Below are 22,605 nucleotides of genomic sequence, written 5' to 3'. Positions count from 1 at the left end.
ACCGAATCAGCTCAGGAATCACCTTCACGCCCCAAATCGAGTGAAAGGACTGGGCATGAGCAAGAGACACAACAAGAGGACCCCACTGACTGAGGACGAACGCAAGCTGTTGGCTAGCTACCGCGAGCTAAGCCCCGAGGACAGGCGGGACCTCGTTGGATGGGCCGAGCATCTGGCGCTCAACACGGTGCGGCTCAACGGCATCCGCGACGCCTACCGCAGGTGCAACTCACACCGCCGCGAACTCATAGCCGTGTACGCAAATGAGCAGATGGAGCTGAGCGGCATGGAGAGGCGGGGCGAACACGTCCCGTTCACGTCCAGTGAGGACTAGAATCGAGTCAACCGCTATCGCAACAGGAAAGGAAGGTCGATAGCCATGAAGGGCACGCTTTGGATTTACCTGCTCGGGATTGTCCTCGCCCCGGTCATTCTCCCGATTGTCGTCCTCAGGTTCCTGCTCGCAAAGTAGGCGGGCAGCGCCCGACCCCACCGGACAGGTGCCAGCGCCCCGGCATGGGCGCTACTAAGCCCCTCGGGGACGCGCGAAAACAAAAAGGCTTATCGGACGCATTGGGCACAGTGGCAGCGCGTTGAAGTGCCCAATGGCGACCAAATCCGTTACCGGATCGATTGCGAACAGGAGTTCAGCATGATGGATAAGATTAGACCGATTCTCTGGGTGCTGGTTTTCCCAGCTTGCTGGTACATCTTTGCACACCACGTAACGGTACTCACTATGTTGAACGACCCAGTTGGGCTTGTCAGCTCTTTGTTCATAGTTGTTGTAGCCGTCGACTTCTTCACGTTGCCATTCCAAAATAAAAGGACAACGGATAACACTTCGGAGACGAAGCCGAAGCAGACAACCGACCCTGCTCCGTATCGGATGCCCCGTAGCAAGGAGCTAAACGACCTGCTTCTCGTCTACAACGCCAAAAGGCCTAACGGCATGACGGTGACAGAGCTTAACAGCCTGTACGCGCTCACCGCACAATCCGGTGAGAAGGTAGACGAGACAATCAGTAAGATTCACAGAGAAGTGAAATACGAACGAGACCGCCGTAAGAACGTAACGCCCCAGCCCCTTGGGTCAAGCGCCGAAAAGGGCTACGCCCCTGCACACTCGAACGCAGAACTCAACCGTGCAGCGCTCGACACGACCCCCGAGAAGGTGAAGAAGGCCCAGCGCAAGGCCGGACTCCGCTGCCCCAAGTGCGACTCAACCGACGTAACGTTCCTGAACAACACGTCGAAGTCCACGAGCGCTGGAAAGGCGCTCATTGGCGCCGAACTGTTCCGCCTTGAGGGCATGGTGGTCGGTGCCGCGATGGGCAGGAAGGGAAAGCGCGAGTACCTTTGCAACCACTGCGGCAAGCGGTACTCGGTGAGGAACTAGAGGGCAGGGCGCAGGCTATAAACCGCGCCCGGAGAACGAAAACAAAAAGGCCGCAAGGGTTCGCTCCCCTGCGGCCTTCTCTATGTCGCGGCGTCGTATTCCCTGAACGCCCTGTACGCTATCTTCTTGCACTTGTCGTAGGCTATGCCGATCCTCGCGCTCAGGTCATGCCAGTCCTCGCCCTCTAGGTAGTGGGCAGTTATGACCTCGACCGCCCTCTCGCCGACTGTCGGGGCCATCTCGCGCATGTCGGCGTAGGCGCGGTCCAGTACCTCCTCCTGCCTCCCCATGCAGTAGAGCGCCCTCTCCCTCCTCGGGTCTCCCTCGGGGCGCATGAGGTCTATCTTTCGCCGCGTTTTCTGCCGCTCCATGTCGAGCGCCACGAACCAGTAGAGCCTGAACTGCGCCAGCGTCGGGCTAATCTCTCCCCGCCTCAGTATCGGAACCACCCCAAGAGCGAATCGGTCGGCTATTCGGAAATGCCCCTGAGAGCCGCGGGGACAGCCGATAAGGGCCGTCTGGCATCTGGCGTGAGTAACTTAGGCACCGTGTCCGTTCTAAAGCTTAAAAAGAGCATCTGAGAGCCTTAGACGGCATATCCGCAGGTCATCGCATATGCGTCAGTCACGGCAGGCGCGTCACGCTGGGCAGTTATATACTAACCCCCTCAGCGGCAGCGGTACTTAAAAATATGCTACGATTCAAGCAGCAATTTCTGTCCCGAGCAGCGGGGCGCTGTCGGCGCGGCCCTACCTCCCGCGCCGCGCCTTTCTAGAGGGTCGCGCCCCGCCCTTCCATCCAGTCCGCGAGCCGTTCGGAGAACATGCCAACGACCGAATCGAACCACGGCTCGCCGTCCTCGATAACGGTCCTCGTCACGCCCTCGGGGGCGTTGGCCTTCCATGCCCTCCTGCCGCTCTCGGTCGTCAGGTCGTAGACCCCCGAGTCTCCGGGTTCGTAGACGAGAGCGCCGTCCCCGGCGTAGGCCACGGTCCCCGCCTCAAGCGCCTCCCTGCCGTACTCCTCGACCGTGAGGGCGGCGTTGACGGCAAGCGTCATCTGGTCAGTCTTTCTCATTGCTTATTTTCCTCTTTGCACTTCAGGATCGAAGGTTCGGGGAAACAACGCTCGACCTCATATTCCTCGGGCGGTTTTCCGTATGTTTGTACTCCGCAGTTCGGACATTTAACGAGAATTTGGCCCATGCCATCGATGAACCCGACAGGCTCCTTTGCCACTTCCCCGCACTTCGGGCAAGGGACGTGGAACCAAGCAACGCCCGTCTCGAAAAGCGATTCGCTGCCGTTCGTTCCGTAGCCCGTAGTCCTCTTGCCATTAGCCAATGGCCTTGTAGGGCCATGGCTAATGGCTTGTGGCTCATGGCTAGTAGTTGGTAGCTTATAGCTATGTAAGGGCTGAACCCCATCTGGTACGGGGTTGGGTACGGGGCTGGGAACGGGGTCTGGTACGGGGTTGGGTACCCCCTCGCCATCAGCGGGAATGGTGCCGTTGCGACCGTCAACCCATGCCTCTAGGCTTGAGTCCTCTCCGGTATCGCTCTTTGCGAAGGACTGCCTTCTGGCATCGCTGAGCCTCTCGAAGTTCGCGTTGAAATACGCTTTCGGAATGTCATCGAGATAGTCCGGGGTGACGCCCGTGAACCAATAGTCAACCATTGCCGTGACGTATGCGCAGCGCCATTCCTCGTTCGCGATTTGAAGGGACGTATACCAGTCTTTGAGCTGAACCTTGTCGAACGCGCAAGGCCCTTTATCAGAGCGGACCCCGCGGGCCTCGCGCATCGCCTTCAGCGCCCTGCCCTTGCGCTCCACCTCGGCGCGATACCCGGCCCTCAGCTCACTATTCATGGGCATCAGCTGCCACAAGCCTCATGGGGTCTGCCGCCTTCCTCGCGAGCCTTCCGCGCCGCTTGAGTTCGGCATTCATGAGTTCGACCCTGTCGGCAAGCCAGTCAGAGCAGCGGACCTCAAGCTCACGTCCGCTGTCGGGCGCGGCAATGCGCAGGATGCAGTCCCCGTCAACGTCCTCAGCGGACAGGAGCGCCTGTTCGCGCTCCATGCCAAGCCCGAACGTCCCCATGCCGTAAATGTCGGCGTTGCATAGGGTCGCGCCGTTGAGACAGCCGACTTTCGCGGCCTCTAGCGGGTCGGCTCCCAGCGACAGCTCAACGACCGCCTTAGTGTTGTTTGCCATGAGGGCCACCTTAGTATCCGAGCATCTTTAGCGACTCGGGGACGTTGATACGCCACTGCTCGCGGATACGAACTGCCCTGAGCTGCCCATCGCGCACCATGCGATAGACAGTGCTGTAGCTCAACCGCAGATATGCGGCGAACTCCTCGATGGTCGCGGGGTCGTTGATGTTCTCCTCAGTGATGGGACGAATGGGTTTCCTCGTTTTCTGCTTAGCCATTGGGCCACCTTTCGGTCATGGGCGCTCAGCCCGTTTGTATGCGGTTGTGAAGCTTCACGTGAGGAAAGACTAACACCAGTGAGGAAACTAGCAGCACGTATCGTTTCCGCAGTTAAACGCCATAAAACGTATTTCACACCCAGCAAAACCGCCCTAAAAAAATAAGGCCGCGAGAAGCAATCGGCTCCTCACGACCTTCACATTTACTCTGTTGGCTTGAGAGCAATAACGCCCTTAGTTGTCCGTGCCCGTCAGCTCTAGGATGCTGCTCTTGGGCGCAACTTGACCGCCCGCAATCGCCTCCGTAAGAAGCGCGCTACGGCGCTTTGCATCGGGGTCAGCGCTCGCGTACGTGTTGAGCGTGATAGCGGCGTTTGCGTGCCCTAGGACGCTTGAGGCGGTCTTGACGTCCCCGCCTTCGGCAAGGTAGCGCGTTGCCCACGTATGGCGCAGGTCGTGGAACGTAGGTATGCGACTCTCTGTTCCCTTCACACCAACTGCCTTGGCAATAGCGCTCCAACCCTTACTCAAGGTATCAGGACTCAGGTATCCGTCCAAATCTCCGAGAACGTAGTCGCCAGCGCCGACAGTGCGCCCGAACTCATGGAACTCCGTCTGTTGAACCTCAAGCCATTTTCTAAGAATGTCAATGAGACTATCGGACAAGCATATATCCCTGACCCTATCCGTCTTGGCGTTCTTCTCATAAGTGCCGCCGATAGCTCGACCAATTGCGCCCCTAACCCATAGAGTTTTGTTCTCAAGGTCGACGTCTTTCCACTTGAGTCCGCAAATCTCGCCCTCTCGCATGCCAGTGAACAGTGCAATGCGAGCACCGACTGTTACGGGAGTCTGCTCTAGCGATGCAAGGATGCTGAGCGTATCGCGGAGTCCTTTGGCGGTCAGGGCGTTGATGCCCTCGTTCTTCTTGGACTTCTTGGGAGGCTTGACCCCGTTGCAGGGATTGACGACTATCACCTCGTTATAGACGGCTTGGGTCATAACCTGCTTGAGCAGCCCAAGGGCTTTCTTGACGGGCGAATAGGTTAGGCCGCTTGCGGTAAGGCCTGCGCTCCACTCCTCAACCTGCTTTTTCTTGAGGTCTTTAACCTTGACCTTTGCGAAGCCCTTCACATTGCCCTTGGGGTAGCCGTAACGGATGTACTTAGCCGTGGATCGATAGCCCTTCACGGTTGACGGTTCAATCGACTTTCCCTGTTCCCAAATATCGATGAAGGATTCAACATAATCCGGAACAAGCATGTTGGCAGCTTTGACGGCCTCTGGGGTTTCATCGCTTTCCAACTCTTGACGCTCAAGCTCCCTGAGCCAGTCCTCGGCCTCTCGGTTCGCCTCACGCTTGGTCTTGGCCTTGAGCGTCTTGGACTTCTTGTGCCTCTTGCCGTCCTCCTCATAGAAGTCAACAAACGCGCGAAATGCATCGCTGTCCTTGCGCTTCTGCACATATGCAGCCGTGTACGTCCTCATGAGAAGCCTCCACCTCGGTACCATTGGTACCTCACTCGGTACCGAATCTCATTGAAACAATGACAAACCATGACTATTATAGCCATAAGGTGATAGAGCGATAAGCGATGTACCTGCTATTTTAAAGGGATGTTGGCGAACGGTAGCAAACAGCTATATGAGCGGTAAAGAGACTTAAAATCTCTCGCCGCAAGGATTGTGGGTTCGAGTCCCACCGCCCCTACCATATGGAGCTTTCGAGCCCGTGTTCCTCAGGGATGCGGGCTCGCTTCTTTTAGATGCCGGTGGGACTCGAACCCGCGAGGGGGCGAGCGTTAAGCGGACGCGCAGCGTCCGAAGCCGGTGCGTATTTGCGCAGCAAATGCGCGGACGTCCCACCGCCCCTACCATATGGAGCTTTCGAGCCCGTGTCCCCAAGGGATGCGGGCTCGTTTCTTTTACACGCCGGCGGGGCTCTAAGTTGCGGTGGAATAGTTCCTGTTTTGGCAGTTTATCAGCCCATTTAGGAACTATTCCACCGCAACTTAGGTTGGTATTTACACATTTTCCGATGGAAAAACGTGGCTGTCTCGCACATTTTCCGATGGAAAAACGTGGTTGTCTCGCACATTTTCCGATGGAAACGACCAAATGGCCTTATACTAGCCGAGAGGGTTGGGAGGCAATATGCAGCGACAGCTTATGAGTGAACTTATCGCTTGGAAATCAAGGGCGAATCGCAAACCTCTCTTGCTTAGGGGAGCCCGCCAGACAGGAAAGACTTGGCTTCTTAACGAATTCGCAAGCCAGCAGTATCGAAATGTCATTCGTTTTGACTTTATGCTCGAGCCGAGCACACGCTCGCTGTTCGATGGGGACCTCGACCCCAAGCGCATCATCTCCCAGATAGAACTCCTACGTGGCCAAACCGTAACGCCGGCAGACACGCTCATCATCTTCGACGAGATCCAAGAGGCGCCACGCGGGATCACCTCACTCAAGTACTTCAACGAACTTGCACCCGAATACCACATCGTGGCAGCCGGTTCCTATATGGGCCTCGCGCTCCGACGCGAAAACGAGTCATTTCCCGTCGGCAAAATCGACCAGCTCACCATGCGTCCCATGGGGTTTGCCGAGTTCGTTCGTGCCGTCGACGGCAACCCGCTCGCCGATGCCATCCTTGCCGCAGACATGAACCTTCTGGCAAACGTTACCGAAAAGCTCGAGCGCTTGCTCAAGGAATACCTTGTTGTCGGCGGTATGCCCGAAGTTGTCTCCACTTTCGCCGAGACACGCGACTTCATCGAAGCCCGAAGGCTTCAACAGCAAATCATCGAGGCTTACGAATCCGATTTTGGCAAACATGCACCCGCCCGCATCGTCGAGCGCATGAGGTTGGTTTGGAAATCCCTTCCCGGCCAGCTTGCAAAGGAGAACAAGAAGTTTGTCTATGGCGCCCTTCGTCCCGGAGCGCGCGCACGCGATTTCGAGGAAAGCCTCCAGTGGCTCACGGACTACGGAATCGTTCATAAGGTGCCACGTGTTTCCGCTCTAAAGGCGCCGCTCTCGAGCTACGAAGACCTCTCGGGCTTCAAACTGTTCTGCATCGACACCGGCATCCTCGGAGCGCTCTCCGGTCTCTCTCCGGCCATCGTTCTTAACGGATCCGCTGTTTTTACCGAGTTCAAAGGTTCGCTGACCGAACAATACGTCGCGCAGGAGCTTTTGCTCCAGGACAAAACTCCCGCGTATTGGTCCTCTACCTCCGGCAATGCCGAAACCGACTTTGCCATCGACCATGCGGGAACCGTGCTTCCGCTTGAGGTCAAGGCGGCAGAGAACCTTAAAGCGAAGAGTCTGAAAATAGCCTGCGAAAAATTCAAACTCGAGCGTTGCGTGAGGAGCTCCCTGGCGGCATATAGAGACGAGGGCATGCTCATCAATATTCCGCTTTGGGAGATTGGGCAAATCGACAAGCTGGCATAGGCGCCATGGGGACGCCCCGCAAGGACTGTCCCCAGGTGCCGGCAGAAAAGGAACGTCCCCAGGTGCCGGCTGTTGAGTTGCGGTGGAATAGGGACTGTTTGGTGCCCGAAAGGGCGATTTTAGTCCGTATTTCACCGCAACTTATTTAGAGGGCGCTGAGGCTGGGGGTCCAGGAGATGGTGGGGGTCGCACCGTCGAGAGCCTCGTTGATGGTGGCGGCCATGCCGGCGAGTAAGCTGTTCTCGCTTACAGTGAGCGTCTTGTAGCCGCCGGCTCGCATAAGCTCGCGGATTACCACGGCACCAGCCAAGATCACGCCCGCGCGTTTGGACTGTACACCCGGTAGAGCGGCGATGCCGTCCGCATCCAACGCAGACATGCGCTCGATAGCGGCCGAAACCTGATCCAGCGAAAGCTCGCGCAGGTGCACAAAGCTCGAATCGTACGGTTCCAGCTCATGAACGAGCGCCACGAGTGTGGTGACGGTGCCACCCACTGCGACCAAGCGTTCGGCGCGCTCAAAATTGCTCGGCAGGCCCTCAAAATAGGCAGCGAACTGCTCGCCCGCCCACGCGGCAGCGGCAGTAAGCTCGCCGCGTGCGGGCGGCAGTGCCGAGAAAAATCGCTCCGTCACACGGCGACAACCGATGTCCAGCGAACGCGTGCCCTCCAGCGCAAAGACCCCACGCTCCGGCGCATAGACGCCCGTCGCGAGCTCCGTGGATCCGCCGCCCGAATCGGCAACAATGATGCGCTCGCCGGCAAAGTCGTGCGCCACGCCAAAAAACGTCAGGCGCGCCTCGACCTCGCCCGGAATCACCTGCGGTTCGAGCCCCAGCTCACGCAGACCGTCCAGCAGCAGTGCGGCATTGGATGCATCGCGCGCGGCGCTCGTGCATGTGGTGCAAATGCACGCGGCCCCAAAGGCACGCGCCTCGTCCACAAACATGCGACACGCAGCGAGCACACGCTCGACAGCCGCCTCGCAAAAGCGACCCGTCGCGTCCACACCCTCGCCCAGGTCGGTAATCTCGGTATGCTTGGACGATCCCACGATCGCCCCGCCCTCGACCTGGGCCAACACCAGTCGCGACGACACCGTTCCCAGATCGATCGCCGCCACCTTATATCGTTTGCAATCTGCCATTGCGGGTTCCCCTCCGGGCGCTACTCGCCGTTGGACACGACCGTCTGGCCCTCGACACCGTTAAACCCAAACAGCATGTCGAGCGCCTGGATATACCACGGGGCGTCCTTACCGACTTCTTCGATTTCCTTGGCAACTTCGCTGGCCTTCTTGGCGTTCGACGACTTCTTGCTCGAAGACGAATCCGAATCGTCGTCCAGGCCCTGCACTTCAATCCTCTTCTCGCCTGGCATCACCAGGCCCAAGTCCTCGGATGCCGCGTCCTTGATACCCTCCTCCGAGAGCAGCTTGTCGACGCTTTTTTGCAGCTCATCATTGTATTGCTGACGAATCTCGACCTGCTTGGCCAAGATATCGCTCGAACGCTTTGCCACGTACAGATCGCGCACGGGGAAATACAGGCTCACGAGCACCAGAGCAACGACGATGCCGATGAATAGCCCTCGCTGAGGACCATGGGTAAAGTCGTAGATCGCCTTGACCACCGCGTTGTCGTTGGCGTAGTGCATAAAGTCCGAGCCCGAAAAACGGTTCGAGGGCCTGCTCGACCTGTCGTGCGTCTGGGCCGAGGGACGCGACGCATGCGACGAACGTGCCGGGCGCACTGGTCCATCTGTCGAAGTATTCACTTGAGCATTGGGGCGCGAGGTACTTGTCGGGCGTTGCATGGAGCGGTCGGCGCCGGCGTAGGCGGACCCACCGAGCTGCACCGTGCGCGCACGGCGAGGCGACGGCTCACGCGAACCGGCGGAATAGTACCTGTTGTCGTAAATCTGATCCATGTGCGCCTTGTGCGGTTGAGGTTTGTTTGCGCTAAGTATTCTAGTTATAGCACGAGCGCGCGCACCGCCTTCGCCAGCCTTTGCTCGACATAAAAAAGGCGCTGAGCCGTATGGCCCAGCGCCCAATGGTGCTCAACCGCGCCCGGCTGGAGCAAGGCGAATCCGAGTCTTCCCCGCCCCCGCGACCTCCGCGTGCCTAGCGAATGTTGTAGAACGCGGCCTTGCCGGCGTAGCGCGCGCTGCCCTCGAGCTCGTCCTCGATGCGGATGAGCTGGTTGTACTTGGCGATACGGTCGCTGCGGCACGGGGCACCCGACTTGATCTGGCCGGCGTTGACGCCCACGACCAGGTCGGCGATCGTGGAGTCCTCGGTCTCGCCGGAACGGTGGCTCACGATGCAGGCGTAGCCGGCCTCCTTGGCGGTCTCGATGGCCTCGAGCGACTCGGTGAGCGTGCCGATCTGGTTGACCTTGACCAGGATCGCGTTGGCGGCGCCCAGCTCAATGCCCTTCTTGAGGCGCTCGGTGTTGGTGACGAACAGGTCGTCGCCCACCAGCTGCACCTTGTTGCCAATGCGGCGGGTAAGCTCGACCCAGCCGTCCCAGTCCTCCTCGGCCATGCCGTCCTCGATGGAGATGATGGGATAGGTGTCGACGAGCTTCTCCCAGTAATCAACCATCTGGGCGCTCGTGTACTCCACGCCCTCGCCCTTGAGCTCGTACATGCCGGTCTCGGCGTTGTAGAACTCGGTCGAGGCCGGGTCCATGGCGTACATGAAGTCGACGCCGGGCTTAAAGCCAGCCTTCTCGACGGCCTTGGTGATGTACTCGAACGGCTCGGCATTGGTCTTAAGGTTGGGGGCAAAGCCGCCCTCGTCGCCCACGCCGCCGCCCAGGCCGGCCTCGTGCAGCACGCCCTTGAGGGTGTGGTAGACCTCGGCGCACCAGCGCAGGCCCTCGGCAAAGCTCGGAGCACCCACCGGCATGATCATGAACTCCTGGAAGTCAACGTTGTTGTCGGCATGCACGCCGCCGTTGAGGATATTCATCATAGGTGTGGGCAGCAGGTGGGCGTTGACGCCGCCCAGGTACTGGTACAGCGACAGGCCCGCCGACTCGGCAGCGGCGCGGGCAACAGCCAGCGACACGCCCAGGATGGCGTTGGCACCGAGCTTGGTCTTGTTGGGAGTACCGTCCGCGGCAATCAGCGCGGCATCGACGGCGCGCTGGTCGAAGGCATCGAGGCCCACGACGGCGTTAGCGCACTCGTTGTTGACGTGCTCGACGGCCTGCGAAACGCCCTTGCCCAGGTAGCGGCCCTTGTCGCCATCGCGCAGCTCGCAGGCCTCAAAGGCGCCGGTCGAAGCACCCGAAGGCACCATTGCGCGGCCAAAGCTGCCGTCCTCGAGCACGACCTCGACCTCGACGGTGGGATTGCCGCGGCTGTCGAGCACCTCGCGACCGTAGACGTCCAAAATATCGCTCATGTTGTCTCCCTCTCACTTGGAAACGTAGTGGATGCAAGCGACCGGCTGACCGTGCACCATCGGTGCGTCTCCGTAAGTTAGCCATGTCGCACTTTTTGCATTATGCCCTAAGTTAGCCGAGGGATACACTTGATTTTCGAAAAATTTAGCGGGAACGATGAGGCATGTCAGCCCGTCGTTCCCGCAGTCTTACTCCTCCGCCTTTGCGGCATCCCACAGGTCGTTGAGGTCGTGGGTCGAAAGCTCGGCAAGATCCACGTGGGCGTCGGACGCCATCTGCTCCATCGCGGCCCAGCGACGGCGGAACTTTGCCGTGCTGGCGCGCAGGGCGCTCTCGGCGTCGATCCCCTCTTTGCGCGCGACGTTGACCAGGGCAAAGAGCAGATCGCCAAACTCCATTTCGCGCTCGGGCGAGCCAGGGGCCTCGGCCTCAAACTCGGCACGCTCCTCGGCAACCTCGTCCCACACGTCCTGGACCGTCTCCCACTCAAAGCCTACGGCGGCCGCCTTGCGTGACACCTTCTGCGCCTGCATCAACGCCGGCAGATGCGTGGGCACGCCATCGAGCAGACCCTCGGGCGCGGCCTCGCCCGCCGCCACGGCCTTGTCCTTGGCGGCTTTCTCGGCAAGCTTGACCTCGTCCCAAATCTTGAGCACCTCGTCGGAGCTCTCGGCATCCGCATCGCCAAACACGTGCGGGTGGCGGCGAATGAGCTTGGCGTCGATATCGCGCGCCACGTCGGCCAGCGTAAACTCGCCGGCGTCGGCAGCAATCTGCGCATGCAGCACGACCTGCATGAGCACGTCACCCAGTTCCTCGCGCAGGTGAACCGCGTCGTCCGCCTCGATGCAGTCGAGCGCCTCGTAGGCCTCCTCGATCATGTTCTTGCCGATGCTGCGGTGCGTCTGCTCGCGGTCCCACGGGCAGCCATCGGGCTGACGCAGACGCCAGATGGTCTGCACCAGATGCTGCAGCTCGGCCGACGCGTCTATCAGCGTGGGCAGATCGCGCGAGCCCTCGGCATTTTGCTGAGCCATATGCTGCGCCATGGTTAGTCCTCCTCCAGGATCACGTGGCGGAACGCGCCGCCCTCGTAGATGCCGTAGCTGTGCGAGCCGTCCTTGGGGATGCTCACGCTGCCGGGGTTGAAGAGCCACAGGCCCGGGTGCGCGGCGCTTTCCTCGTTGACCTTGATGTGCGTGTGGCCGTAGACGAGCGCGGAGCCCTCGGGCAGCGCGGGCGCGTGGTCGACGCTGTTGTGCATGCCGGCGCCAAAGACATAGCCGTGCGTCAGGAACAGCTCGCGGCCGGTCTCGTCAAACAGCGTGGCGTAGTCGGCCATGACGGGGAAGTCGAGGACCATCTGGTCGACCTCAGCGTCGCAGTTGCCGCGCACCGCGATGATGCGGTCGGCTAGGGCGTTGAGCAGCGGAATCACGCGCTTGGGAGCATAGTCGCGCGGCAGGTCGTTGCGCGGACCGTGATAAAGCAGGTCGCCCAGCAGGACGATGCGGTCGGGCTGCTCGGACTCAATGGCGGCGCAGAGGCGCTCGGTCCAGTATGCCGAGCCGTGGATGTCGGAAGCGATGAGGTATTTCATGGGGAGATCCTTTCGAATGGGGTTGATGGGGGCTGAATACGGGATCCGGCGGATGCGGAGCCCATCTACCGTGTTACTCGAATCGCAGTGCCGCGCTCTGAGCCGCCTGCATCACGCGTTGGAGCGGCACGCCATGTTCGCGGGCAAGACGGGCGCAATCCTCGTACTCGGGAGCCGCGCGCTCGCTGCCGTCGGGCAGGGTCGCCACCTTAACGGATACCTCGCCCCATGGCGTCGTTACGCGCTCAAAGCGGCGTGGCAGGCAAACGCGTTCCATCACCTGGCGACGAATGGCGTTGGTCGTGGTCTCCAAAAAGATAATCGTCTGCAAGCGCTCGATATCATCGTGCGAGCAGATTACCTGCAGCTGCCAGCCGGGGCGGCCCTTTTTGCAGTAAAGCGGCAACCAATGCACCTCGCGGGCGCCGGCCTTGCGCAGGCAATCGGCAGCGTAGGCAAGCACCTCGGGCGACGCATCATCGATGTCGCACTCCAGTTTGACGATAGTTTCGGGCGCATCAGTCTCGCGAGACAGCGGGGATGTGCTATCGCATTGCATACGGTCTGGATCCTTTCCGCGCGGGCTCGTTTTGTTCACCCAAACGCTAGCACATCGCAGGCTGCGCGAGTGTGACGGCGCGTGATGAGCGCGATTTTCCTTGTCGACAAGAAACCGACACTCCACCGCCCCGGCCAAACATGTACATCAGCCTCCAAACATGTCATTATTTGCAGCTTTTGGAGGCTGATGTACATGTATTGGAGCAAGCGAGGCCGCGCCGCGCAGCCTTTCCAATCGATTTCGAGCTCCGGCGCGCGGCGTGTTGAGAGCTGCAACATTACAATGGAGCGGATTCGCCAAATGCAAAGGAGTCGCCATGTCTGCCTGCCCGCTGGTCGATTGCCATACCCACACCTCGTTCTCGGACGGCCATGCCTCGTTTGAAGACAACGTTCGCGCCGCTGCTGCGGCCGGCTGCCGCGTCATGGTCTCGGCCGACCATCTCACACTGCCCGCCAGCATGGATGCCAACTGCGAAGTGCAGGTTACTGAGGGCGACCTGCCGGCACATCGTCTGGCTTTTGAGGATGCCCGCAAGCTTGCCGCGCAAATCGCGCCGGAGCTCGAGCTTATCTATGGCTTTGAATGCGATTGGTACGAGGGCTGCGAGCCTTTGGTTGAGCGCTGGTCCCAGGACGCCGTCGTACGCCTGGGCAGCGTGCATTGGATTGGCAACCCAGGCGATATCATGGCCGGTGCCGCGGGTACGGCGGGAACGGAAAACGTCGCTCGCCCCGATACACCCGATTCCCTTTGCGGCTGGATCGATGATGACACCAACCTGCATGTTTGGGAAAACCTGGGGGTACACGGCGTGTGGGAGCGCTACGTCGACGACTGGTGCCGCGCTTGCGAAAGCTCACTCAACTTTGACGTAATGGCCCATCCCGACCTGGTCATGCGCTTTTCGAAGGAAGGCTTTGCGCCCGACTTAGACCCCGCACCGTTTTGGCAGCAGATGGCCGAGTGCGCGCACGATACAGGCCGCCGCGTTGAGGTCTCGACCGCCGCACCGCGCAAGGGCCTCGAAGACTACTATCCCGCGACCGGATTGCTGCGCCGCTTTGCCCACGCCGAGGTGCCGATCACTTTTGGCTCGGACGCACACCGCGCCTGCGACATTTGCTGGAACATCCGTGAGGCCCAGGCACACGCCTACGACTGTGGCTACCGAGCCTTCGACGTCCCCCACCCCACCGGCGAATGGGAATCCACACCCCTCGCCTAGCCATCCCTTCATAAGTTGCGGTGGAATAGGGATTGTTTTGCCTGATGAAGCGCTTAAACAGTCCCTATTTCACCGCAACTTCCATGACCCCGTTACACCAACAAAGACTGTCCCAAACGACTAGTCGTTTAAGAACGTCCCCAATGACTAGTGGCGGCGGGCGTTGAGTTCGCCGGCCAACTCGTCGAGGGTGATGCCGTAGCGCTCAAGCGTCACGAGCAAGTGGTAGACCAGGTCGCCGGCCTCGTAGCGGATGTGATCGTGATCGTTATCCTTGCAGGCCATGATCACCTCGCTCGCCTCCTCGGCAAGCTTCTTGAGCAGCTCGTCCTCGACATCGGTCAGCAGGCGAGCGGTATAGCTCTCCTGCGGCGATGCGTCGCGACGGCCGTGAATCACCCCGGCGAGCCCCGTCAGCGTCTCACCGATATTTCCATCCTGAACATTCGCGGTGCGCACACCCATGGTTCAATCCTTTCTGGTTGGCCAAGCGCCTGGTCGAGCGCCCGCCCTACGCGAGTTTTCTAAAGAAGCAGGTACGGTTGCCGGTATGGCAGGCCGGACCCGGCGAGTCGACCTTGACCAGCAGCGTATCGCTATCGCAGTCGGCCCAGAGCTCCTTGACCTCCTGCATATTGCCGCTCGTCGCGCCCTTGTTCCAGAGCTCCTGGCGGCTGCGGCTCCAAAACCACGTGGTCCCGGTCTTGAGCGTCAGCCCCACCGATTCCTCGTTCATCCAAGCAACCATAAGCACCTCACCGGTGTCATACTGCTGAACCACACAAGGAATCAGCCCACGGTCGTCGTATTTGAGCTCTGCCGCGGTTGTCACTTGCTCCATTTAGAAGTCCAATCTCACAGGTATTCCCTGGCTGGCCATGTATTCTTTGACTTCGCGAATACTGAAGGTCCCAAAGTGAAAGACACTTGCTGCCAGCACGGCGTCGGCCTCGCCCTCGATCACGCCCTCGGCAAAATGCTCGAGCGTGCCCACGCCGCCGCTTGCGATCACCGGGATCGGCACCGCGCGCGCCACGGCGCGGGTGAGTGCCAGGTCGAAGCCAGCCTTGGTGCCGTCGCGATCCATGCTGGTGAGCAAGATCTCACCGGCGCCGCGACGAGCCGCTTCCTCGGCCCACGCCACCGCATCGATACCCGTGGCGTTACGGCCGCCCGCGGTAAAGACCTCCCACTTGTCGGCTCCCGGCTCACCGGGCAAACCAACACGCTTGGCATCGATCGCCACGACCACGGCCTGGCTGCCAAATGCAGCGGCAGCTTGGCTGACCAGCGACGGATCGCGCACGGCAGCAGAGTTGAGCGACACCTTATCGGCACCGGCAGCCACCATGGTTCGCATGCCCGCCAGGTCACGAAAACCGCCGCCCACGGTATAGGGAATGGCCAACTCCTCGGCCGCATGCGCCGCCATCTCAATGGTCGTCGCACGGTTGTCGCTCGTCGCAGTGATGTCCAGGAACACGACTTCGTCCGCGCCCTCGCGGTCGTAGGCGCGCGCCAGCTCCACCGGATCGCCCGCATCGCGCAGGCTCACAAAGTTGACGCCCTTGACCACGCGGCCGTCCTTAACGTCCAGACAGGGAATCACACGCTTGGTAAGCATGGGCTACTCCTCCCCTCGGGCGGCGGCCAGCGCCTGTGCCAGCGTAAAGTTGCCCTCGTAGAGCGCGCGACCGGTGATCGCACCCTCAATAGCATCCTCACCCACCGCGGCAAGCGCGCAGATATCGTCGAGTGTCGAGATGCCACCCGAAGCCATGACGGGAAAACCCGCAACCTCGGCCACATGGCGATACGCCGCCACGTCGATGCCCGTCTGCATGCCATCGCGCGCGATGTCGGTGTACACCAAATGCTTAAAGCCCAGCTCGGAAAGCTGCGCCACGGCATCGTCGAGCGCCATGCCCGCGCCGTCACGCCAGCCGTTCACCTTGACCTGGCCGTCACGGGCGGCGATGTCTGCCACCAGCAGCTCGCCAAAGCCTTTGGCCGCCACCTCGGCAAAACCCGGCTCGGTCACCAGCACGGTCCCCAGCGCAATACGGCGCGCGCCATAGCCGGCCAGCTCGTCGATGCGTGCGAGCGAGCGGACGCCGCCGCCCACGTCCACGGACAGACCGTCGATGCCGCAGATAGCCTTGATCGCCGTCGAGTTGGCAGCGCATGCGTCCTCATCCTCGCCAAAGGCAGCGGACAGATCGACGACGTGCACCCAGCTTGCGCCCTGCTCGGCAAACGAGCGGGCAACGGCCACGGGGTCGTCGGAATATACCTTGCAGCGGCTGCGATCGCCGCGCTCCAAGCGCACGACCTTGCCGCCGATCAGATCGATTGCGGGGAACAGGATCATCGGCCGGCCTCCTCGACGATGTTGACGAAGTTCTTAAGGATGCGCTGTCCCAGCGCGGAGGATTTCTCGGGATGGAACTGGCAGCCCCACACGTTGCCGTGGCGCACGATGCACGGGAAGCTCCGCGTGTAGTGCGTGCGCGCCAGAACATCGGCGGCATCGACATCGTCGGCCACCGCATAGCTGTGGGTGAAGTACATGTTGGCGCCCTCGGCAAAACCGGCGAGCAACGGATCGGCCGCGCCGGCGGGCGTCATGTGCACCTGGTCCCAGCCCACGTGCGGCACCTTCAGGCGACTCGATTCCAAGCGCGTGCACGAGCCGCGCATAATGCCCAGGCCATCGACCCAGGGACCGCCGGCCTGCTCGGAGGCATCGTCGTCCGCGCCCTCGTCCGCCGGCACGCCCTCGTCGCCGCGTTCAAAAAACAGCTGAAGGCCCAGGCAGATGCCGAGCAGAGGAGTTCCGGGGGCAACGGCGTCAAGCACGGCCGCCTCCTCGCCGCTCTGGCGCATAAAGACAATCGCGTCATAGAACGCACCCACGCCCGGGATGACCAGGCCGTCGGCGTTGCGGATCTGCTCCGGATCGTCCGATGTGCAGGCAGCGGCACCGGCGCGCGCAAGCCCGCGCACGACGCTCGACAAGTTGCCCTTGTGGTAGTCGACCACCACGATCTTCGGTTCGCCCACGCGACCCTCCTTTTTCCATCATCCAATACCACCACAAAGGGGACAGGCACCTTTGTGGTGGTTTCTGCCTATATGGCGGTTACAGTGAGCCCTTGGTGCTGGGGATTCCTTGGACGCGGGGATCAAGCTCGCAGGCGTGGCGCATCGTGCGTCCCACGGCCTTAAAGGCTGCCTCGATAATGTGATGCGAGTTGCCGCCCGCCAGCTCGCGCACATGCAGCGTGAGCTTAGCATCGCGCGCAAAGGCATAGAAGAACTCGACGGCCAGCTCGGTATCAAAGCTGCCCACGCGCTCGGTCGGCACGGGCAGATCGCAATAGGCCTGCCCGCGACCCGAGATATCAACGGCGGCCATCACGAGCGTCTCGTCCATGGCAATCGCCGCATCGGCAAAGCGCGTAATGCCCGCCTTGTCACCCAGTGCCTGGCAAAACGCCTCGCCCAGCACAATGCCCGTGTCCTCGACGGTGTGGTGCGCGTCGACCTCCACGTCGCCCACCGCATGTACTGTCAAATCGAACAGGCCATGGCGGCCAAAGGCGTTGAGCATGTGGTCGAAAAACGGCACGCCGGTCGAGATATCGCACACGCCGGATCCGTCCAGATCGAGCCTAACGACAATGTCGGTCTCGCCCGTCTTGCGGGTCACCTCGACATAACGGCCCATCTACATCTCCTCCTTCACCAGCACGGCAAACGCTGCCAGCACCTCGTCGTTTTCCTGCGGGGTACCCACGGTAATGCGCAGACAGTCCGCAAGCCCCGGCGCGTAGCTAAAGTCACGCACCAAAATCGAATACTCATCGCGCAGACGCTCGCGCACGCGCGTGGCGTGCGGCGTGCGCACGAGCACAAAGTTCGCCGCGCTCGGCCACGCCTCCACGGGCAGGCCCTCGGCAGCCATTGCGCGCAGGGCGCACAGCTCGCGCACGCGCTCAGATGCAATCCGTGCCACCACGGGCGCGTACGCATCGCGGGCACGCACGCAGGCAAGCGCCGCGGCCTGGCTTAGCACGTTGACTGAATAGATCTGGCGAATCGCCGCGAACACGTCAATAACCTCGGGTGACGCAATCACATAGCCCAGACGCGTGCCGGCGGCGCCGAACGCCTTGGACAGCGTATGCAGAATCACCAGGTTGGAATGCTCGGCGATAAGCCCTTGCGCCGTGGTGGCCGCGCCAAACGAATCGTCAGCAAACTCCACGTAGGCCTCGTCGACCATCACCATGCCGGGACACGCATCGCACAGAGCCGCGATAAAGTCGAGCGGCGCCACGTCGCCCGTGGGATTGTTGGGCGAGGTCACAATCGCCAGGTTGCACTCGGGCGCTGCCGCAAGCACGGCAGCCTGATCGAGCTCAAAGGTCACCGGATCGCGCCACACGTCGCGCACCTCGGTCTGGCAGAGCGACGCAAAGAACGCATACTCGCTAAAGCATGGCGGGCAGTTGAGCAGGGTCCGCCCCGCGCCGCCAAACGCCAGCAGGTAGTTATAGAGCAGCTCGTCGCCGCCGTTGCCCACGCAGATGTTCTCGCGTGCCACGCCATGCCAAGCGGCAAGCTCGTCGCGCAGGTCGTTGGACATGGGGTCGGGATAGCGGTTGAGCGGCGTGGCGGCGAGTGCCGCGTCGATCGCCTCGCGCACGCCAGCCGGCACGGGATAGGTGTTCTCGTTGGCCGAAAGGTTGATGCGCGTGGGCGTAAAGTTGGGATCATAGGGCTCAATGCCGGCCAAGTAGGGCTGGACGAGTTCCTTCATGCGAGGCGTCAGCTCGGCCATATTAGGCCTCCCCGCCGGTCGCGTTAGCGCCATCCGCGCCCGCAGCCGCCAAGTCCACACCCTCGGCGACCGTCGCCGCGACGTCGCCCGGCCAGGCAACCTTGGTCAGGTCGGCCGCCGCCAGCGACTCGGCGCTCACGGAATCCTCGCCCTGTTCCAGCACGCGACGACGCAGGGCGGCAGAAAGCGCGTGCGCCCACAGGCCCTCGGCCTCGGCCAAACGCTGCGTAGCGGGAGCGTCGGAGAGCAGGCCCTCGGGCGTATAGCAGATAACGCTTGAGCGCTTAACGAACTCCTCCACCGAAAGCGGGTTGGAGAACATGGCCGTGCCGCCGGTCGGCAGCGTGTGATTGGGGCCGGCAACGTAATCGCCGAGCGGCTCGGAGCTCCAAGCGCCCACAAAGATGGCGCCGGCGTTGCGAATGCCGCCAAGCAGGCCCATTGCATCCTTGCAGTGCAGCTCCAGGTGCTCGGGCGCCACGGTGTTCACGGCCTCGACGGCGGCAGCCATATCGGCGGCCACCACGATGGTGCCCTCGTTGTCGAGCGAGGCGCGCGTGATCTCGGCACGCGGCGACTGCGCCACCAGAATGTCGACACCCGCCTCGACCTCGCGCGCAAACTGCTCGTCGCAGGTCACCAGATAGCAGGCGGCCAGCGGATCGTGCTCGGCCTGGGCCATCAGGTCGGCCGCGACCACCATGGGTTTGGCCGTGGCATCGGCCAGCACGCAAACCTCGGAGGGGCCGGCGACCATGTCGATGCCCACGTCGCCCGAGACAATCTGCTTGGCCGCGGCGACAAAGGCGTTGCCCGGGCCGGTGATTTTGTCGACGCGCGGAATGGTCTCGGTACCGTATGCCAGCGCGGCCACGGCCTGGGCGCCGCCCACCATATAGATTTCGTCCACGCCGCCGAGCTTGGCCGCGGCGAGCGTATAGGGGCTGATCAGGCCGTCCTTTTGCGGCGGCGTCACCATGACCACGCGCTTGACGCCGGCCACCTTGGCAGGAATGGCGTTCATGAGCACGGTGGAGGGATACTGCGCGCGACCGCCCGGCACGTAGATGCCGGCCGCGGCGAGCGGAGTCACCTTAACGCCGAGCATCGTGCCGTCTGGACGCGTGGTAAACCAGCCCTGCTCGACCTCGCGCTGGTGAAACTCGCGAATCTGGCGCGCAGCCTTCTCGAGCGCGGCGACAAAGGCCGGGTCGAGGCCTTCGAGCGCAGCATCGATCTGCTCTTGCGGCAGACGAAAGCCTTGCAGCTCGACACCGTCAAAACGCTGGCAGTAATCGCGCACCGCAGCATCGCCGTTGGCACGCACGTTGGCCACGATATCGCGGGCGGCGTCGACGATGTTTTGCGGCAGCACACCCTTGCGGTTGAGCTGGTTGGTAACGAGGCGCTCACCGGGAGCAAGCTTGATGGTCTTCATATCGGTATCCCCTATCGGTCGAGGTTGCGTTTGGAAAACGAGATGCCGGGCAGCGGCACCAATCGGCCCGCAGTCCGGATATGGGGGCGCCCGTGCGCGCTCGCGCTATTGTGCCGAGCCCGCGACGGGCTCAAAATGCTTGTCCTTCACGGCAGCCGCCAGGCGATCGGCCAGGTTGCGAACGCGCGGATCCAGGCGCGCGGCCCCCGGGTTGACGAAGAAGCGGGCCGTGCAGTCCATAATGCGGCCGGTGATGACCAGGTCGTTGTCGTGCAGCGTGGCGCCCGTGGCGGTGATATCCACGATGCGATCGGTCATACCGACGATGGGTCCCAGCTCGATGTTGCCGTGCAGCGAAACAATGTCGGCGTTCACGCCGCGCTCGGCATACCAGGCACTCGCGATGCGCGGGTACTTGGTTGCCACGCGAAGCGAACCGCGGCGGGCATAGTTGCGCTCGGCCTGACCGGCGCGCCAAGCGGGCTCAGCCTCAATAAAGGTGCACAGGCCGTAACCCAAATCGACCAGCTGCAGCAGGTTGAGGTCGGCCTCGATAAGCGAATCCCAGCCGCAGATGCCGCAATCGGCCCCACCGCAGCCCACAAAAGCGGGCGCATCGCTGGGGCGCACGATGACAAACTCGATATCGCCGACCGCGCCCTCGCCGGCACGCGTATCGCGGCCGCGCACGATCAGGTGACGGCCGGGGTCGCGCAGCTCGGAGACGTCCAGGCCCGCGGCCTCGAGCACGTCGAGCGTGTCGGCCTTAAGCGAGCCCTTGGGAACGGCGATGCGCAGCGGACCCTCGGCACCACGGCCCGCGGCGTGGTCGCCGTCGGAAGCGGCGTCCTCAGCCGAAGTGTGCGCGGCCTCCAGACGCTCGAGCGAAAAGGCAAATCCCGCCGCCGGTACCTCGATGCCATCGCCAAACGCGCCGGTAAAGATGGAGTCGTAGCGACCGCCCGAACCCACCGGATCGGGCAGGCCACCGGCATAGGCCTTAAAGACCAGGCCCGTGTAGTAATAAAAAGAGTTCATGATGGAGAAGTCGAAGGACAGCACCTGGGCGTCCTCGGGAGCCAGGCCCTCGACCAGGGCACGCAGCTCGCGCGTCAGCGGCGCGACGATACCGGCAGCTTCCAGCAGCGCATCCACACGGTCGAGTATCTCGGCACCGCCGTGCAAGCGCGGCAGCTCGCTAATGGCGGCCTTGACGGCCTCGGGCTCGGCGCTTGCCGCCACGCGGGCATCGAGGCCCACAAAGTCGTTGGCGTGCACGCAGCGCAGGGCCTCGGCAGCCAGCTCGCGATCCTCGCACGCCGCGAGCAGCTCCTTAAAAGGACGCACGCTACCTGCGATAATGCGCGCATCGGGCAACGCCAGCTTGCGCACGGCCTCGGCTACCAGCGAGACAATCTCGACATCGCCCGCGGCGTCGCCCGCACCGATGAGCTCAAAGCCCAGCTGCGTAAACTGACGCGAGCCGCCGGCATTGCGCTGGCACTCGCGAACCACCGGCGCCTCGTAGCGCAGGCGCAGGGGCAGGTCGGCCGCGCGCATGCGGGTCGAAACCAAGCGCACGATCGGCAACGTGTTGTCGGGACGGACCACCAGCAAACGCCCATCATCGTCAAAGAGCTTAAACGGCGTGTCCGCAATGCGGCCGCCTTCCTCGAGCGAACCCTTGTCCTCGAGCAGCGGCGTCTCGACCGGCAGGTAATGATGCTCCCTAAAGCAGCCCTTCACCGTACATGCGATCTCCTCGCGTGCCTGAGCCTCCTCGGGCAATATGTCCCGGAATCCCCACGGTGTGGCCGTCATCTGGTGAGCCTCCTCATGCTGTGCTTCGCATAGAACAGAAGACCGGCATAGCTCCGCCGGTCTTCTGGGTACTTTAGCATACTAGAGTGCTTGCGGGGAAAATCGTCTCCCTCGGCTCACAGCGTATTCATTTAGAAACATAGGGGCAAGCTCTCAGCTTAATCTGGCGATTCCCCCAGCCCAACCGGAAAGCGCGTCCCACTCCGAGCCGCAAGCCCGGGATGAACTTTCCGCCGAAGACACCCTGCGCCGACAGCAACGCAAAAAGGGCGCCCGCGCAAATGCGGACGCCCTTGTGTAGGGTCGAGATATCAACCAGCCAAGATATCGGACCTGCGACCAGCTCTTAGTAGTCGAACTGGTGGTAGTAGCGGCGGTACTTGAGGTTGTGCTTGGTGACCAGCT

25 protein-coding genes and 1 tRNA gene are annotated in these 22,605 nt (G+C 61.8%); 5 read left to right on the top strand and 21 right to left on the bottom strand.

Features of this window, described 5'->3' with window-relative positions:
* The first annotated feature begins 55 nt into the window (after positions 1-55).
* Both DW870_RS02905 and DW870_RS02900 read left to right on the top strand, forming a co-directional pair.
* Positions 56-334 carry a hypothetical protein gene (locus DW870_RS02905; protein ID WP_117847861.1) on the top strand — a complete coding sequence of 93 codons (279 nt, stop codon included), beginning with the start codon at positions 56-58 and terminating at the stop codon, positions 332-334.
* A 318-nt stretch (positions 335-652) separates the two neighbouring features.
* Positions 653-1,399: a hypothetical protein gene (locus DW870_RS02900; protein WP_117847860.1), complete on the top strand. Its 747-nt coding sequence runs from the start codon at positions 653-655 to the stop codon at positions 1,397-1,399.
* Between the two features lie 80 nt (positions 1,400-1,479).
* Here the strand turns inward: DW870_RS02900 and DW870_RS02895 are convergent, their stop codons facing one another.
* The 6 genes from DW870_RS02895 to DW870_RS02870 all read right to left on the bottom strand — a co-directional run bounded on the left by DW870_RS02895 (position 1,480) and on the right by DW870_RS02870 (position 5,321).
* Entirely contained in the window at positions 1,480-1,770 is a 291-nt protein-coding gene (locus tag DW870_RS02895) for a hypothetical protein (RefSeq protein WP_147332609.1), read from the bottom strand.
* A gap of 400 nt (positions 1,771-2,170) precedes the next feature.
* The gene (locus DW870_RS02890; RefSeq protein ID WP_117847857.1) at positions 2,171-2,476 is read right to left on the bottom strand and encodes a hypothetical protein; all 306 of its coding nucleotides are present in this window, start codon (positions 2,474-2,476) and stop codon (positions 2,171-2,173) included.
* Complete coding sequence (locus DW870_RS02885; protein WP_147332608.1) at positions 2,473-3,267, bottom strand: hypothetical protein; 795 nt, start codon at positions 3,265-3,267, stop codon at positions 2,473-2,475. Before DW870_RS02885 ends, DW870_RS02890 begins: the two co-directional genes overlap by 4 nt.
* Complete coding sequence (locus DW870_RS02880; protein WP_117847853.1) at positions 3,260-3,613, bottom strand: hypothetical protein; 354 nt, start codon at positions 3,611-3,613, stop codon at positions 3,260-3,262. The genes DW870_RS02885 and DW870_RS02880 overlap by 8 nt, the downstream gene beginning before the upstream one ends.
* A gap of 10 nt (positions 3,614-3,623) precedes the next feature.
* The gene (locus DW870_RS02875; RefSeq protein WP_117847852.1) at positions 3,624-3,833 is read right to left on the bottom strand and encodes a helix-turn-helix domain-containing protein; all 210 of its coding nucleotides are present in this window, start codon (positions 3,831-3,833) and stop codon (positions 3,624-3,626) included.
* Positions 3,834-4,067: 234 nt separating this feature from the next.
* A complete protein-coding gene (locus DW870_RS02870) occupies positions 4,068-5,321 on the bottom strand; it encodes a site-specific integrase (RefSeq protein WP_158556974.1) in 1,254 nt (417 codons plus the stop codon).
* Between the two features lie 125 nt (positions 5,322-5,446).
* Between DW870_RS02870 and DW870_RS02865 the strand changes: the two genes are divergently transcribed.
* Positions 5,447-5,547: transfer RNA gene (locus tag DW870_RS02865), tRNA-OTHER, on the top strand.
* Between the two features lie 440 nt (positions 5,548-5,987).
* The gene (locus DW870_RS02860; protein ID WP_117847849.1) at positions 5,988-7,289 is read left to right on the top strand and encodes an ATP-binding protein; all 1,302 of its coding nucleotides are present in this window, start codon (positions 5,988-5,990) and stop codon (positions 7,287-7,289) included.
* A 145-nt stretch (positions 7,290-7,434) separates the two neighbouring features.
* Here the strand turns inward: DW870_RS02860 and DW870_RS02855 are convergent, their stop codons facing one another.
* The 6 genes from DW870_RS02855 to larC all read right to left on the bottom strand — a co-directional run bounded on the left by DW870_RS02855 (position 7,435) and on the right by larC (position 12,864).
* Positions 7,435-8,436, bottom strand: a complete 1,002-nt coding sequence (locus DW870_RS02855) for a hypothetical protein (RefSeq protein ID WP_117847847.1) — start codon at positions 8,434-8,436, stop codon at positions 7,435-7,437.
* A gap of 20 nt (positions 8,437-8,456) precedes the next feature.
* Positions 8,457-9,218 (bottom strand): hypothetical protein, encoded by a 762-nt coding sequence (locus tag DW870_RS09465; RefSeq protein WP_233506155.1) that lies wholly within the window; start codon positions 9,216-9,218, stop codon positions 8,457-8,459.
* 196 nt (positions 9,219-9,414) lie between these two features.
* On the bottom strand, positions 9,415-10,704 hold the full coding sequence (gene eno, locus DW870_RS02845) for a phosphopyruvate hydratase (RefSeq protein ID WP_117564903.1): 1,290 nt from the start codon (positions 10,702-10,704) through the stop codon (positions 9,415-9,417).
* A 189-nt stretch (positions 10,705-10,893) separates the two neighbouring features.
* Positions 10,894-11,754, bottom strand: a complete 861-nt coding sequence (mazG, locus tag DW870_RS02840; RefSeq protein WP_117769944.1) for a nucleoside triphosphate pyrophosphohydrolase — start codon at positions 11,752-11,754, stop codon at positions 10,894-10,896.
* A 2-nt stretch (positions 11,755-11,756) separates the two neighbouring features.
* Positions 11,757-12,305, bottom strand: a complete 549-nt coding sequence (yfcE, locus tag DW870_RS02835; protein WP_117769945.1) for a phosphodiesterase — start codon at positions 12,303-12,305, stop codon at positions 11,757-11,759.
* 73 nt (positions 12,306-12,378) lie between these two features.
* The gene (gene larC / locus DW870_RS02830; protein WP_117769946.1) at positions 12,379-12,864 is read right to left on the bottom strand and encodes a nickel insertion protein; all 486 of its coding nucleotides are present in this window, start codon (positions 12,862-12,864) and stop codon (positions 12,379-12,381) included.
* 319 nt (positions 12,865-13,183) lie between these two features.
* Here larC and DW870_RS02825 point away from each other — a divergent pair, with 319 nt between their 5' ends.
* Positions 13,184-14,095, top strand: a complete 912-nt coding sequence (locus DW870_RS02825; protein WP_117769947.1) for a PHP domain-containing protein — start codon at positions 13,184-13,186, stop codon at positions 14,093-14,095.
* A gap of 147 nt (positions 14,096-14,242) precedes the next feature.
* Here DW870_RS02825 and hisE read toward each other — a convergent pair whose 3' ends face one another.
* The 9 genes from hisE to hisG form a co-directional block, all read right to left on the bottom strand.
* Complete coding sequence (gene hisE, locus DW870_RS02820; RefSeq protein WP_117876846.1) at positions 14,243-14,560, bottom strand: phosphoribosyl-ATP diphosphatase; 318 nt, start codon at positions 14,558-14,560, stop codon at positions 14,243-14,245.
* A gap of 46 nt (positions 14,561-14,606) precedes the next feature.
* Positions 14,607-14,936 carry a phosphoribosyl-AMP cyclohydrolase gene (gene hisI / locus DW870_RS02815; RefSeq protein ID WP_055252388.1) on the bottom strand — a complete coding sequence of 110 codons (330 nt, stop codon included), beginning with the start codon at positions 14,934-14,936 and terminating at the stop codon, positions 14,607-14,609.
* The gene (hisF, locus tag DW870_RS02810) at positions 14,937-15,719 is read right to left on the bottom strand and encodes an imidazole glycerol phosphate synthase subunit HisF (protein WP_055252389.1); all 783 of its coding nucleotides are present in this window, start codon (positions 15,717-15,719) and stop codon (positions 14,937-14,939) included.
* A 3-nt stretch (positions 15,720-15,722) separates the two neighbouring features.
* A complete protein-coding gene (locus tag DW870_RS02805) occupies positions 15,723-16,466 on the bottom strand; it encodes a HisA/HisF-related TIM barrel protein (RefSeq protein WP_117876844.1) in 744 nt (247 codons plus the stop codon).
* Positions 16,463-17,158, bottom strand: a complete 696-nt coding sequence (locus DW870_RS02800) for an imidazole glycerol phosphate synthase subunit HisH (protein ID WP_117876842.1) — start codon at positions 17,156-17,158, stop codon at positions 16,463-16,465. The genes DW870_RS02805 and DW870_RS02800 overlap by 4 nt, the downstream gene beginning before the upstream one ends.
* 79 nt (positions 17,159-17,237) lie before the next feature.
* On the bottom strand, positions 17,238-17,825 hold the full coding sequence (hisB, locus tag DW870_RS02795) for an imidazoleglycerol-phosphate dehydratase HisB (protein WP_117807782.1): 588 nt from the start codon (positions 17,823-17,825) through the stop codon (positions 17,238-17,240).
* Entirely contained in the window at positions 17,826-18,941 is a 1,116-nt protein-coding gene (gene hisC, locus DW870_RS02790; RefSeq protein ID WP_199573582.1) for a histidinol-phosphate transaminase, read from the bottom strand.
* 1 nt (position 18,942) lies between these two features.
* Complete coding sequence (hisD, locus tag DW870_RS02785; protein ID WP_117876840.1) at positions 18,943-20,379, bottom strand: histidinol dehydrogenase; 1,437 nt, start codon at positions 20,377-20,379, stop codon at positions 18,943-18,945.
* Between the two features lie 105 nt (positions 20,380-20,484).
* Positions 20,485-22,200 (bottom strand): ATP phosphoribosyltransferase, encoded by a 1,716-nt coding sequence (gene hisG, locus DW870_RS02780; protein WP_117843649.1) that lies wholly within the window; start codon positions 22,198-22,200, stop codon positions 20,485-20,487.
* Positions 22,201-22,605 lie beyond the last annotated feature (405 nt).

This window comes from Collinsella sp. AM38-1BH (genome assembly GCF_003467545.1).
Classification (GTDB): Bacteria; Actinomycetota; Coriobacteriia; order Coriobacteriales; family Coriobacteriaceae; genus Collinsella.
Note: the sequence above shows the minus strand (reverse complement) of the source record. Positions and strands in the feature narration are given on the sequence as shown.